At 69.7% G+C, this 13940-nt stretch carries 10 protein-coding genes and 1 pseudogene; 4 read left to right on the forward strand and 7 right to left on the reverse strand.

All coding sequences use genetic code 11. The features are described 5' to 3' along the window. Window positions 1-100: 100 nt before the first annotated feature. On the reverse strand, window positions 101-1447 hold the full coding sequence (locus tag ABH941_RS36965) for a tol-pal system YbgF family protein (protein WP_370135044.1): 1347 nt from the start codon (window positions 1445-1447) through the stop codon (window positions 101-103). A 1168-nt stretch (window positions 1448-2615) separates the two neighbouring features. Next, on the reverse strand, window positions 2616-3476 hold the full coding sequence (locus tag ABH941_RS36970; RefSeq protein ID WP_370135046.1) for a helix-turn-helix transcriptional regulator: 861 nt from the start codon (window positions 3474-3476) through the stop codon (window positions 2616-2618). 126 nt (window positions 3477-3602) lie between these two features. Between ABH941_RS36970 and ABH941_RS36975 the strand changes: the two genes are divergently transcribed. Beyond that, complete coding sequence (locus ABH941_RS36975; protein ID WP_370135048.1) at window positions 3603-4598, forward strand: aldo/keto reductase; 996 nt, start codon at window positions 3603-3605, stop codon at window positions 4596-4598. A 155-nt stretch (window positions 4599-4753) separates the two neighbouring features. Here ABH941_RS36975 and ABH941_RS36980 read toward each other — a convergent pair whose 3' ends face one another. The 3 genes from ABH941_RS36980 to ABH941_RS36990 all read right to left on the reverse strand — a co-directional run bounded on the left by ABH941_RS36980 (window position 4754) and on the right by ABH941_RS36990 (window position 8587). Continuing rightward, entirely contained in the window at window positions 4754-5488 is a 735-nt protein-coding gene (locus ABH941_RS36980; protein ID WP_370135050.1) for an SDR family oxidoreductase, read from the reverse strand. 284 nt (window positions 5489-5772) lie between these two features. Next, window positions 5773-7632: a thioester domain-containing protein gene (locus tag ABH941_RS36985; RefSeq protein WP_370135052.1), complete on the reverse strand. Its 1860-nt coding sequence runs from the start codon at window positions 7630-7632 to the stop codon at window positions 5773-5775. 742 nt (window positions 7633-8374) lie between these two features. Beyond that, a complete protein-coding gene (locus tag ABH941_RS36990; RefSeq protein ID WP_370135055.1) occupies window positions 8375-8587 on the reverse strand; it encodes a hypothetical protein in 213 nt (70 codons plus the stop codon). A gap of 471 nt (window positions 8588-9058) precedes the next feature. On the opposite strand from ABH941_RS36990, the pseudogene ABH941_RS36995 reads away from it, so the two are divergent. The 3 genes and pseudogenes from ABH941_RS36995 to ABH941_RS37005 all read left to right on the forward strand — a co-directional run. After that, window positions 9059-10141 (forward strand): annotated as a pseudogene (locus ABH941_RS36995) (carboxylesterase family protein); the annotation flags it as partial. Between the two features lie 292 nt (window positions 10142-10433). Then, the gene (locus ABH941_RS37000; RefSeq protein ID WP_370135161.1) at window positions 10434-10784 is read left to right on the forward strand and encodes a carboxylesterase family protein; all 351 of its coding nucleotides are present in this window, start codon (window positions 10434-10436) and stop codon (window positions 10782-10784) included. A 371-nt stretch (window positions 10785-11155) separates the two neighbouring features. Then, on the forward strand, window positions 11156-12058 hold the full coding sequence (locus ABH941_RS37005) for a LysR family transcriptional regulator (RefSeq protein ID WP_370135058.1): 903 nt from the start codon (window positions 11156-11158) through the stop codon (window positions 12056-12058). 65 nt (window positions 12059-12123) lie between these two features. On the opposite strand, the gene ABH941_RS37010 is transcribed toward ABH941_RS37005, so the two are convergent. Further along, window positions 12124-12954 (reverse strand): carbohydrate ABC transporter permease, encoded by an 831-nt coding sequence (locus ABH941_RS37010; protein ID WP_370135062.1) that lies wholly within the window; start codon window positions 12952-12954, stop codon window positions 12124-12126. Further along, a complete protein-coding gene (locus ABH941_RS37015; RefSeq protein ID WP_370135065.1) occupies window positions 12951-13931 on the reverse strand; it encodes a carbohydrate ABC transporter permease in 981 nt (326 codons plus the stop codon). The genes ABH941_RS37010 and ABH941_RS37015 overlap by 4 nt, the downstream gene beginning before the upstream one ends. Between the last annotated feature and the right edge of the window lie 9 nt (window positions 13932-13940).

A 13940-nucleotide genomic window follows, 5' to 3' on the forward strand; every position in this document is an offset into this window, starting at 1 on the left:
GCCGCGATCCGGTCAGCCAGCGGTGGTTCGTTGACGGCGGCTCAGGAGTCGTGGGCGTGGCTGTGGTCTTTCGCATGTCCTGCCCGGATCGTGGCGATCTTCAGCGTCGGGCAACACGACGTGCGCGTTCCCAGAGGACGGCGGCGTGCCGCTGGCGTTGATGGGGGCGCAGGCGTGCCAGCAGTCGGTTGAGGGCCTGGTCGGTCTGGGTGGAATGGAGGTGGGGGTAGTGGTCGAGGAAGTGGTGCCAGTGGGTACAGGCTTCCTCCAGGTGGCCGATGTCCAGAAGGGTTTCGGCGAGGCGGGCCTGGGTGAGGGCGAAGGAGCGGCGCTGGGTGGCGGGTCGATGTGCTGCGGAGGCGCGCAGCGCGACCAGGGCCTCGGTGCGGTGGCCGAGGACGAGGAGAGTCTGGGCGCGCTGGTAGTCGAGCCCGGCGCGGGGGTAGGAGGTGAAGGGCCCGAGTGGAGCCGAGGCGCGCTCGCACTGGCTCTCTGCTGTGGTGAGGTCGTCCAGGGCAGCGTTTGGTTGCCGGTCGTGGGCGTGGACCAGGGCGCGCTGGATGTGCAGGAACGCCAGGGTGGCTGGGGATGCGTGGGAGCCCGCGGCTTGTAGGGCGGCGTCAGCGAGTTGGAGGGCGGAATGGTGGTGGCCCAGGCGTAGCGCCTGGGCGCTCATTGCGCGCAGGGTGATCGCATAGGTGGTCCGGCTGCCGCCAGCGCGGGCCAGGCCCAGCGCGGTCTGGTAGTAGCACTGGGCCAGGCCCGGGTGGCCGGTGTCGGAGGTCATGGCGGCGAGCAGGTGAGTGAGTTGGGCGGTGGCGGTGAGCAGGTCCTGGTGCACGGCGGTCGGCGCGTGTGCAGTGAGCATGCGGCCGGCGTCGTCGGCGAGGTAGGAGGCCAGGGCGGTTCTGGCGTGGGCACCGCCATGGCGTTCGGCCAGGTCAGCGAAGACGTGCGTCATCTCGTGCAGCGCCCGTGCGTCGGCGGCGGCGGCCCGGTGATGTGAGCCCGATGGCGGGGTGGCAAGCCGTTGCGGCCAGCCGAGCAGGTCGAGGCCGACCGGACTGTAAGCGGACCGGGCGAGGAGGGCCCGGTGGGCGGGGTCGACGTCACCACGGGCCAGGGAAACCATTTGGGTCACCGGGTCCACTTCTGCAGACCAGTCGTACATCGATAAGTGCGGGGGGCGTACGGGCTGGGCCAGGCCGGTGTCCTGAGCGGTGACCAGACGGCCGGCGCGAGAGCTGAGAGCTGCTGCGACGAGGTCGGGGACCGGGGCTCGGGGGCGGGAGCCGGAGAGCCAGTGGGCCACAGAGGTACGGTCGTAGCGAAGTTCCAACGTGTTGGCAGAGCCAAGGGCGTTGACCGCCCGCGCCAGTTCGCCCGCGCTCCAGCGCGCCTCCGCCAGCAGAGCGGCCAGCAGAATGTTCGGGGCGTGGCGGGCCATGCCCGGTCTCCGTCCTCCCCCCTGGGAACCACAAGCACTCAGGCGTTCAACGCGTACACGCAGCCCCGCCCTGCCCAGGTTCCTGACCGGGCGCGGCCGGCGCTTGATGGAGGGATGCCCGCAGCACAAGGTCAATAAATGTGCCAGCGGCAAGTGACGGACACTCAGATCCGGGGAAGCCCAGAATCTTCTTCCGGTGACCACCCCGATCCCGAGGCCCCAGCGACCCAGGATGCGGAGTGCTGCCTGACACCGGCCGTCTCCGCGTGGCGGTGTCCGCCGCGATGGGGGCGGTTGTGCATAGCCGGCGCCATGACGGGCAGAGGCTGATCGCGGCGCCTCACAACACCGCACGGTCGGCCCCCCGTGAACATCCCGAACGCGGAGGGCCGACCCGCGCCGCGAAGCATGTCACGGAGGTCCCCGTCCACAGCACGGGGACCTCCGGCGCCTGGCGCCAGGAGCGGCCCCGCGGCTGTGCACCCGGTTCCGTCACGGGCACACCACCCAGCGTGGCGGTCGAGCCACCACCCGGGCAAGTGCACTCCCCCGGACGGCCTACCGGGCTTCCGGTGGACGGCAGCCGTGACGAAACGTTTGGGCTCACCGTTGTGCAGACCGTGACTGCCGCTCCCCTCGTCGAGCGCGTGTCCTTGACGCACGCCCGCCGCTCCCGCCGCCGGTTGCCGGACCCCGACGAGCCTGTGTACGCCGCCCTGGCCGAACAGTGGCGCCACCAGGGCCGGACCGTTCCCGGCGAACACGACTGGGAATGGATAGAGCTGACGACCCGCCGGATCTGGCACCGACCGGTCAGGGAAGCAGTCCCGCAGCCCGAAGCAGGGACGCGGGACCTCCGGGGCCAGGTGGGCAAGCAACCGAGCCTAGCTGCGCCCTCGACCACTCTGCGCTGACCCCACGCTCACGTCGCCCACGATGATCTGGCCGGGGCCGCCGCAGGGCCAGAAGTACCACTGTGAAGGCAGGGGTGCCGACGGCGGCGACGCCGTAGAAGCCGCGGGTTCTCCGGGCAGGCCCTACTGGCACAGCCGCTTCCAGCGGTGCTGTGCGGCCGGAGTCTTCGAGGCCCTGCCGGGACGGCAACCGCGGTTGGCCGGTCACTTCGGGCGCGGCGAGTGGCGAGCCGGTGCTATGCGGGGCGGCTGCTTCACCGTGTCGGGGTGTCCGTCGCCCCTGCGGGGAATTCCTGGGTGCCGAGTACGCGCAGCAGTTCCAGTCGCTCGCGGGTCCCGGCGTCCGCCGGGGTGAGCACCAGCAGTTGTTGGCCCTGGTCGGGAGTGACCAGGGTCTCGCAGTCCATCAGCAGACGGCCGACGCGCGGGTGCAGCAGGGTCTTGCGGTCGGCGCGCCTGACCGCCACCTCGTGTTCCTCCCAGATCCGGCGGAAGTCCGCGCTGGCGGCCCGCAACCGGTCCACGAGCCCGGTGACGACGGGATCGCCGGACCGGCGGCCGACGGCCGCACGCAGATCGGCCACGAGCTCGCGGGCCTGGCGTTCCTGTTCCTCGGGCGGGCTGGCGGCACGGGCGCCCGGGTCGGTGAACCAGCGGTATACGACGTAGCGCCGGTCACCGGAGAAGCTGGTGCGGTCGCCCGTCAGCAGGGCGGCCGCCCGGTTCTGCGCGAGGATCTCGCCCAGGTCGGACAGCACCAGGGCCGGGGTGTCACCGAGCAGGTCGAGCATACGGATCAGGCCGGCGCGGGCCAGGCGGGCCGCCCCGTCAGCGGGCGGCGGCTGGTGGCCGGCCAAACGGAACAAGTGGTCGCGCTCGTCGTCGGAAAGGCGCAGCGCCCGGGCCAACGCGCCCAGGAGCTGGGTCGAGGGCTGGCTGCTGCGGCCCTGCTCCAGGCGTACGACGTAGTCCACGGACATGCCGGCGAGCATGGCCACCTCTTCCCGGCGCAGACCGGTGGTGCGGCGGCGGGGGCCGTCGGTGATGCCGACCTCGGCCGGGCGGATCGCCTCCCGACGGCGGCGCAGGAAGTCCGCGAGCTGGTCACGTTGCATGTCCCCATGGTCCTTCGAGCGCAGGAGCCGATCCAGGGAGCGGCACTCCCATGATCAACGCTCCGCTCCCGTAGGGCGCGGAGCGGACGCACAGTGGGTGGCAGACCGACGACGAAGGAGAATGCGATGCAGACACGAACCCTGGGCAGCACCGGCCCGGCCGTTTCCGCGCTGGGCCTGGGCGCGATGGGCATGTCGGGCGCCTACGGCGCGGCCGACCGCGCGGAGAGCATCGCCACCGTGCACGCCGCGTTGGAGGCCGGCGTCACGCTGATCGACACCGGCGACTTCTATGCGATGGGCCACAACGAGCTGCTGCTCGCCGAGGCGCTGCGCGGCCGGGACCGGGACAGCTACCAGCTGAGCGTCAAGTTCGGCATGCTGCGGGGGCCGGGCCCGGAGTTCGGCGGGACGGACGGCCGTCCCGAGGCGGTGAAGAACTTCCTGGCCTATTCGCTGACCCGGCTGGGCACCGACCACATCGACATCTACCGTCCGGCCCGGCTGGATCCCACGGTCCCGATCGAGGAGACGGTGGGCGCGATCAAGGAGATGATCGACGCCGGGTACGTGCGGCACCTCGGCCTCTCGGAGGTCGACGCGGCGACGATCCGCCGCGCGCATGCCGTGTACCCGGTCGCCGACCTTCAGATCGAGTACTCGCTGGTCTCCCGCGCGGTGGAGGCTGAGGTTCTGCCCGCGCTGCGGGAGCTCGGCATCGGCCTGACCGCGTACGGCGTCCTCAGCCGCGGCCTCATCTCCGGGCACTGGTCCGCCGGCCACACCGCCGGCCCCGGTGACGGCCGCGGTTTCAGTCCGCGGTTCTCCCCCGGGAACGTGGAGCACAACCTCACCCTGGTGGAAGCTCTGCGCCGCATCGCCGAAGCGAAGGGCTGCACCGTCGCCCAGTTGGCCATCGCCTGGGTGGCCGCGCAGGGTGAGGACATCGTGCCCCTGGTCGGCGCCCGCACCCGAGAGCGACTGGCCGAGGCGCTGCCCGCGATGGAGCTGAGCCTGTCCACGGACGACCTCGCCGGCATCGAGAAGGCAGTGCCGCGGGGTGCGGCGCGTGGCGACCGATACCCGTCCTTGTTCATGGCAGGCCTCGGCGTGGGCAACTGACTCGGGCCCCCAGTGAATCCCCGGCCGCGAAGCCCAGGCCTTGAGAAGCCCAGGCGTGAAGCGAAGCGACCTTTCCGAGCAGCCCGACTGTTTTCGTATCGCCGGGGGCCCACGAGATCAGCCGGGCTGCATGTTCAGCGGCGGCGTGGTGGTAGTCAGAAGCTGCTGAGCAGGGTGAGGACGCGGTCGTAGGAGCCGGTGGCCACGGCGTACCGCAGGAACTTGACCTGGTCGACGATGATCTCCTTGGCGTCAGGCTCGGAGTGCAGCAGGGAGACCACCGCGGAGAGGAACTCCTCCAGCGGCATGGCCCTTCCGTCGTCCTGCTGGCCCATGAGCGTCGTGCGCACGGCTGGCGGGACCAGTTCAATCACCTGCACGCTCGTATCGGCGAGCTGGATGCGCAGGCTCTCGCTGAACGAGTGGATCGCGGCCTTGGTGGCGTTCCATGTCGGAGTGATGGGCAGCGGCACGAAAGCCAGTCCGGAGGAGACGTTGACGATGGCTGCGTCGCCGCGGCCGAGCAGGTGCGGCAGCAGTGCCTGGGTCATGCGCAGCGGGCCGAGCAGGTTGGTGCGGATCGTGTTCTCCGACACGGTCAGCCGGGGGTCCTTGAGGCTCTCCGGCAGCATGACGCCCGCGTTGTTGATGAGGATGTTCAGGTCCGGGTGCGTGCGCACCAGTGCTGCAGCGGCCTCAGCGATCGAGGCGGGATCCGTAACGTCGAGCCGCAGGACGTCGAGGGAAGGGTGTTCGTCGGTAATGCGGTCGAGCTGGTCCTTGCGGCGCCCGGCGACGACGACAGTGCTGTCTCCCGTGCCCGACGTGCCGACCCGGGGCCGTTCGCAGGGAGGGCGAGCTTGAAGCTGCGGATCTCGTCGGCGTTCCAATGGGCGCCGGCGAGCAGGTGCTGCAGACGGTCGGAGGTGGCGCGTCCGGCATGCTCAGCCAGCCGGTGAGGTCGGTCCGGGGCGCCCTGCCGACGTTGCCGCCGGTGGGTCTCCCCGGACCGCCTCCCGAACCGGGCGTGCCCGATTTCCAGGCATCACCAAGATCCCCTCGCCGTGGACCTGCGGGAGCACGATCGATACGGTCGCCTGAGAGGACTTGTGGAGAGCCGGCGCAGCCGCCCCGTTGCTGATGCATGTCTTCGCCAACTCGGGCGCGGTACCGGTCATGGGCGGCGGCGCGGTCGGCGACGGGTAACGGCGGCGCACCCGATCAACAGCATGGCCACGCTGAGTGCGGCGAGTACTGCCAGGGGCATGGACAGCCCCGTGGCGGCGAGGCGTCCGGCCTCGGTGCCCGCCTCGGTGCCCGCATTGGTGCCTGCCTGGCCGCGCCTGACGTATCGGTCGGTGATCGTGATCAGGCTGGTAACGCCGTCCTGGATGGTGACGCCCGGCGGCGTGATCGACACTGCGGTCTGCAGAGCCACACGATCGTTGGCCCCGGACGTGGTCTCGGTCGCCGTGCAGCGCGAGCCGGCCGGGATACCGCTGATCGTGGGCAGGCGGTGGGTGCCGGCCGCAGTTCCTGCCGCGAGGGTGAGATGGTGGTGGCCGGTGCGGCCGAGGTCGGTGCAGGCCACGTCGAGCCCGATCGCATCCTGCCAGCCGGCCCCGGGGCCGGTGACCGTCTTGGCAAGCTGCAGCGCGCCGCGCCCTCGCTGGTAGGTGTCGGTGACGGTGGCCTGCCGGGTCTCATCTGCCTCGATCGTGACGCTTTGGGGTACGAACACCGGCGCATGGGCGAGGTCGACCAGAGCGTCGTCACCGGTGGACGGTTCGGTCAGGGCGCAGGTGCTGCCCGCGGGAATCCCGGTGATGAGCTTGGAGTGGTCACCGGCCGGGGCCCCGGCGGGCAGGGAGATCCGGTGGTGCTGGTCGAGGTCGGGCTCGGGGGTCCGGCAGTTCACATGGATGGTGATGGGTCCTTGCAGGCCTGCCGCATCGCCGCGGATCACCTTGGTCACCTTCAGAGCGCCGGCGGCGAAGGGATGCAGCACGGCCCCGGCCCGGGCGACCAGTTGGGTCTGCTGGGCGAGGACGATCTTTTGGGCTTTGGTCAGGCTCGGGTTGGAGCCGTCGTAGAGCAGGACGGTGCCTGCCAGCACGGTGGTGACACGTTCGAGGACGAAGCCTTGCGGGGTGGTGGCGGAGGCGCTGCGGGCCCAAAGGCGCGCGCCGGGTTGCACTTCGTCACCGTCGTGCAGTTGCGTGGCGCCCTGGGCATCGGCGAAGACCTCTACCCCGGTGGTGCGCAGCGTGGCCGGGCCGTCGGCGGCGACGGTGAAGGGGCCGACGAGTTCCCCGGTGGACGGTGCTGGCTTCTCGGCGGGTGTGACCGTCAGGTGCGGTTCCCGAGGCTCTGCGCCCGGCCCGTCCGCCAGCGCCTGCGCGACGATGGCCTTGGTCAGGGCGCGGACAGGGCTGGTGGTTGCCAGGATGTACTTGTCGCTGAAGAACCAGATGGATGCCTGCACGGCTGCGCCCCGGTCGGCATCGGTGGTAGCCGCCGCGGGCTGGCCGGTGGTGGGGTAGAAGTGTCTGAGGATGTCCTCGATGTAGCCGAGGTTGGGAACGTTGGCCTCGTTCCAGTCGTCGAGCCGGTAGTTCACCCCCACCTCGGTCTCGGTGTTGATATCGATGCAGTAGGTCAGGCCGGCGCGTCCGGTGATCGGGTCCTTGATCTGGATGGTCCCGGCATATCCGCTGGCATGGGCGGTGGAACCGCTGGGAATGGCGGCGGGGTAGCCCTGGAGGGGATCGAACGAGGCAGGCGCCTCGAATCCGGACACCGTCCGACCGCTGCCGATGGCGGTGATGGTGGCTTCGGTGAACATCCCCGGCGGGTCGGTGAGCCGGTGGCCAGGATCGTATTCGGCGAACGCAGATGTGGGGGTCAGCGCCAGTAGCGCGCCCACGAGGGTCGCCAGCACCACCAAGCCCGTCGTTACCACGCCGGGCCGGCGCAGGGGAAGCGTCGGTGCGTCGTGGTCGTGCGCGCTGTCTTTGCGGGGGCTAGAAGGCATTAGAAAATCCGTCCGTATTCAGGGGCGCCAGGAATCGACAAATGAGCGGGACGCGCCGCACGTCCCGGACTGGGCGATGGGTAATGGCGTGTGGCGACTTGCGCACGGTGAACTCAGTGCACGTGGCCCGGAATGGGTCTGGTTCGACGGTGCACGCGCGGTCGGCATGCATCGGGCCGGTTCCGGGGCGATTCGCGCGCGCCTTACGAGGGCTCCGCAGCGGCCGTGGTGGCTCTCGTGCGGGCGGCTGCGGCGGTCGGCCCAGCCTGCCGCGCCCGGCCAGGGCGTCTTGGCCCGCTGAGGCCGGGGAAGGTGCGACGGCATGGGCTCAACGGCACAGCGCGTCCACGACGCCGGGAGATGCTTGCCCCCTCTTCGGTATCGAGGCCGACCTCGACCTGCTGGCGTGTGGAGCACCTGGTTTGAGGAAGGTGGCCAGTCCTGCGTATTGCAGGATCGAGCAGGTGTAGAGGTTGAACAGTGAACCCAGCGGCGAGATGACGAATGTCACCCACCGCCCAGCGCCGACGGCCCAGACGGAAACGAACAATGGGCCAAGGGCGAGCGCCGGGATGCCGGTCCGAGCGAGCTGGCCGTACATGAGTAAGCATCTCCCAAGTGCAAGCTGCCCTGTGGACACGTGCCTTAGCCGCAGCATAAGAGACCAGGTGGAGAAAGGCCGACATTTTCCACGGGTATATGCCATTGTCACCCAAACGCGCCAACAACCCCGTCGTCACCGTCACTTCGAACGCGGAGCGGCGTGCTCGCGCAGCATGCCGATGTTCGCATTGCGGTTGGCAGAGTCGGCGAAGCGGAGCGTCCAACGCTCGCCACTGCCGAAGGTCAACTCCGGGCCGCCTAGCGCCGTGTAGGCAGACAGTGCAAGCGTGTCCACGGCAGTGCCGCGCGGCAGCGCGCCGAGCTTGGCCCAGCGTCCTCGCTCTCCGTCCAACCCCTCACCATGCGTTCCGGGGTTGTGTGGTGAAGCTCGGCGAGCGCGAACAATCCACGCCATGTGGCCTCGTCCAGGCTGACCCTCAGGTCGGGTCGGCTCATCACTCCACAGTGGCAGAGCGTTGCCGTCCGCGTCCTCGCGGCTTCGTCCCCGAAAAGGTGAATCCGGGCGGTGACAGGAACCGAGGTGTGCAGAATCTGTTCGTCGTCCTTGCGTGTGCAAAGCCGTCATCGTTGGCGACAGCGTCGAGGGACCACAGTGCAGAATCGACTGATAGTTCCGGAATATGAATCTCAATCAGGGGAGCGCCGAGCAATATTCGAAGGCTAAGTATTCCGGATCGGATGCTGCACGGTCATAGGTAGGGACGTCTTTCGATACCTAGCATGAGGCCGATCCATCCGCAGGCGGGAGCGGGCACAGCGCTGTGCCCGCGATGCGGCCCTCCGCCTATCTCCGGGAGACTCGATGAACTTGCGCGATATTGACCACGCCCACCCGGCCAACCACGGCGCCCCGCCTTTGGGGCGTCGGGGCTTCCTCGGGGGCGCCGTGGGCGTCACCGTCAGCGGGGCGGTTCTGAGCGGCTTTGGGGCCGACAGTGCCTCGGCCTCCGCGGGTGGGGGCGGCGAGCGTGGCGCGGTGCGTACGGCGTCCGGTCTGGTGAGCGGCGTCCCCGCCGCCGTCAGGGGCGTGACGGTCTACAAGGGGATCCCCTACGCCGCGTCGACCGCTGGGGAGAGCCGGTGGCGGCCCCCGCAGGCCGCCCCGTCCTGGAAGGGCGTCCGGGCTGCGGACTCCTGGGGGCCCGCCTGCCCGCAACCGGTGGACGGCATTCCGCCCGCCGAGGTGCCGGAGCTCAGCGAGGACTGCCTGAACCTCAATGTGTGGACGGCCGCCGCCGACCAGGACGAGCGCCGACCCGTGTTCGTCTGGATCTACGGCGGACGCAACTCTGCGATGTGGTCCGGCCAGCCGATCTACGACGGCGCCACCCTGGCCGGCAAGGGCGTCGTGGTGGTGACCTTCAACCACCGCGTAGGACCCTTCGGCGATCTGGCCCACCCGGAGCTGAGCGCGGAGTCCGGCCACCACGCCTCCGGCAACTGGGGCGTGCTGGACAGTGTCGCAGCGCTGCAGTGGGTGCGGCGCAACATCGCCGCCTTCGGCGGTGACCCGGACCGGGTGACCCTGGCCGGCTGGTCGCACGGCTCTTCCTTCACCAACATCCTGATGATCTCCCGACTCGCCCGTGGCCTGTTCCAGCGGGCGCTGCTCTCGTCCGGGGTGCAGTACACCAAGGACCCTTCGCTGGGCCATGTGGCGGGTGGATACTCGACCCTGGCCGCCGCCGAGGCGACCGGCTCCGCGTTCGCCTCGTACCTGGGCGCCTCCTCGGTGGCCGAGTTGCGGGCACTGTCCGCCGGCGAGATCGTGGCCCGGACGTTCGCTCCCGATGCGCCGAGCGACGCGACCGACTTCGGTAATGTCCTCGACGGATATGTGCTGCCGGCCAGCTACACCGAGGCGATGCATCCCGGCATGGAGACCGACGTACCTGTCCTGACCGGGAACTGCAGGGACGAGAACGGGGCCTCGCCGACACTGACGATGACCGTGGCCGACTACCGCAGCTTCGCCGCCGGCACCTTCGGCGACCGGGCCGAGCAGTTCCTGGCCCTCTACCCGGCCTCGACGGACGCAGAGGCGGCTCAGCAGTACTGCGCCTACGCCCAACGACGAGGAGCGCGTCTCCACCTTCCTGTGGGGAACCCAGTTCAGGCTCGCCGCGCGGGCCCAGAGCCCGGTCTACGCCTACTGGTGGACGCAGGCCCCGCCCGGAATCGACACCACCAACCCGATCACGCCCGCCCAGGACTCCTCGGTTCTCGGCGCCTACCACGGGTCCGATCTCTACTACATCTTCGGCGGCCTGTCCGGCACCGACCGGCCGTGGACGGTCCAGGACTACGCCGCAGCCGACACCATGTCCTCCTACGTCGCGAACTTCGCGGCCACTGGCAACCCCAACTGCCAGGGACACGACTCACTGCCCGCCTGGCCCGCGCTGCGGACCAGCAAGCCGGTCTCCATGGAACTCGGCGCCGCTTTCGAGCCGATCGGTGCGGCGGACAGCACGGCGAGGTACGCCTTCTTGCGGGACTACCTGGAATCGCAGACGACGGCATACTGACTGCAAAGCGTCCTGGCCGCGAGCAAGGGTCGCTCCATCTCACGTTCTCTTCTCGTCATGGCGATATGCAGCCGGTTCGCGGCGAATCCGTAGGGGAACGTGAAATGGGGAGGCTCGTGACGCCGCAAGACTGCCATTGGGCGCGTTAGTTGGTCATCGCCTGATCCGTTGCCGGGGTGATTGGGCGACGAAGTCTAGGACGGCACCCGGTCCGCCCTCGATTCCCGAAAGCAGTGACCGCTACCCGTCCGCGACCTCAGCCGTCCAGAGCAGCCCCGGGAGCGGTGGGCCGGGGGCCGCCGCCTGGATCTGGGCCGGTCAGCGCTAGGGTCACAGTCGCGAACGGTGGATCGGACTCGTCTGGAGGCGGCATGGATCTCAGCGGCCTCGACATGAACGCGCTGATGCCGCTGCATGCGCTGCTGGAGGTGCGGCATGTGACCCGGGCCGCCGAGCGGTGCCATATGAGCCAGCCGACCATGAGCTCCTACCTGGCCCGGCTGCGACGCTATTTCGATGACGAGTTGCTGGTCAGGGGTACTGCGGGCTATGAGCTGACGCCGCTGGGGCACCGGCTGCTGCCGCTGGTGACCGAGGCGCTCACCGCGGCCGAGAGCGTGTTCCGGACCCGGGCCGGGTTCGAGCCCGCGACCAGCGAACGCCGCTTCGTGATCTCCTGCTCCGGCTATGCGACCGGGGTGATCGGACGTCCGCTGAGTGCCCGGCTGAGCGACAGCTCCTCGACGCTGTCAGTCCAGTTCTGCGCGTTGAAGGACGCCTTCGCGGAGCGCGACCTGCTGGAGGCCGATCTGGTGATCGCACCGCTCAGCTTCAGCGTCCCGGCCGAGAGCGAGAAGCTGTTCAGCGACGATTTCGTCTGTCTGCTCGACTCCGGCCATCCCGTGGCGGCGCAGGCCGAGCTGACCGCCGAGATCCTGTCCGAGCTCAGGCATGCCGGGGTGAGCCGCAGGTCGGGGGCCCCGACCATCGCCCACCAACTGATCGACCGGCTGGGGGTGGGCCAGCGGGTCGTCGTGCTGACCGACGAGTGGGCGCACCTCCCCTGGCTGGTCCAGGACACCGACCTGGTTGCGCTGCTCCCCCGGCGAGTGGCCGAGCGGGCCTCGCGGGCCGGCGCCTTCACCATCCGGGAGGTGCCCGGGTACGACGGGTCCCGTTTCACCGAGTCGATGCTGTGGCACCCCAGCCGCAACAGCGACCCGGGGTTGCGCTGGCTGCGGGGCGAGCTGCGCGCCGCGTTGGGCACGCCCTGACGGCGACACCCCGCGGTGCCGCTGCCGTGTCGCCGTCAGTTCCCCCGCGCACCGGTCCCCGTACGTCAGCCGGTCACCCCGCCCTCCGTCAGACCGGAGAGCACCCGGCGCTGCAGGAACGCGTAGGCGACCAGCAGCGGCAGGCTGGAGAGCACGACGTGCGCGAACACCAGGTTCCAGGCGACTCCGTGGGTGGAGGTGGAGGCGAACTGGAACAGCGTCAGCGGGAGCGTGGAGCGGCCCGGTCCCTGCAGCAGGAACAGGGCGAAGAAGAAGTCGTTCCAGACCGAGATGATCAGCATGACCGAGGCGGTGACCAGTACCGGGGACAGCAGCGGCAGGATCATCCGCCAGTAGATCTGCCATTTGCCGGCGCCGTCGATGGCGGCGGCCTCCTCGAAGTCCACCGGCAGGGTGCGGATGAACCCGGTGGCCAGGAAGACCACGACGCCCAGCCGCGTCCCGGTGATGGTGAGCAGATAGCCCAGCCGCGAGCCGTTGAGGCCCAGTTGGGTGAGCACGTACACGGTCGGGATGATGGCCGGCGGCAGCACGACGGACAGGGTGGTGCAGTAGTAGGCCACCCGCAGCGAGCGCGAGCTGGAGCGCGCGTAGGACCAGGCGGCCATCGAGCCGAACAGCAGCACCGCGAGGATCGTGGGCACGGCGACCAGCAGGCTGTTGGTCAGGCCGGTGACGTAGGAGCCGCGGTCGATGACGGTGCGGTAGTTCTGCACCAGGTCCCAGTTCGTGGGCAGGTCCAGGGAGAGGACGCTGGAGTCGCCCTGGGACTTGAAGGAGTTGACCAGCAGCATCCACAGCGGGATGCCGATCCACGGGACGGCGAACAGGCCGAGCAGACCGCAGCGCAGCCAGGTGCGCGTGTGCGCCCTCACATCTGCACCTCCCGTCGGCGCAGCCAGCTGATCAGGGGGACGGCGGTGAGTACGACCATGAGAGTGATCACGAATCCGAGTGAGCTGGCCAGGCCGAAGAAGCTCTGGCCGTACTGGTTGTAGAGGGCCACATTGAGGACGGTGGTGGCGTCGCCGGGGCCGCCGCCGGTGGTGGAGAAGACGACGTCCAGGGCGCTGAATGCGCCGACCAGGGTGATCACCACATTGAAGGTCAGCGCCGGGGCGAGCAGCGGGAAGGTGACGGACCGGAAGCGCCGCCAGGGGCCGGCACCGTCGAGGAGCGCGGCCTCGGATATCTGACGCGGGATCCGGTTCAGGCCGGCGATGTAGACCAGGGTGACCAGTCCGGTCCACTTCCAGGCGTCCACGCAGGCGACGGAGACCAGCGCGGAGAGGTTGTGGCCGAGCCAGGCGTAGTGGAAGCCGCCCGGGACGATCAGTGAGATGACGGCGTTGAAGGGCCCGTCCGGGCTCAGCACAGCGCTCCAGATGTAGCCGGCCGCCAGCGGTGAGATGAGCACCGGGACGAAGAACAGCGACCGGAAGAAGGAGTTGACCCGGTTGCTGCGCTGCAGCGCGACGGCCAGCGCGAGGCCCACCCCGTTCTGCACGGCCATCGAGGTCACGGCGTAGAACGCGGTCACCTCGGTGGCGTGGCTGAGCACGCCGAGCTGCTGCAGCAGCCGGAAGTTGGCCAGTCCGTCCCAGCTGATCACGGTGCTGTAGCCGGTCCACCGGGTGAAGGCGAACACGGCGTTGGCGACGAACGGGATCACGAAGAAGAGCAGCACGAGCAGGATCGACGGCAGGGCGAAGAGGTAGTGGAAGAGTGTGCGGCCGCGTCGGGCGGGGGCCGCGCTCCCGGTCTCGGGGAGCGCGGCGTCGCCGGCGAGGCCGCCTGGCTGTGCGGTCCGCGCGGGGCGGAGAGCGCGCGCGGGGGACGTCGGTGGTCTCATCATGTGGTC

The sequence above is a fragment of the Streptacidiphilus sp. EB103A genome (assembly GCF_041261405.1).
Classification (GTDB): domain Bacteria; phylum Actinomycetota; class Actinomycetes; order Streptomycetales; family Streptomycetaceae; genus Streptacidiphilus.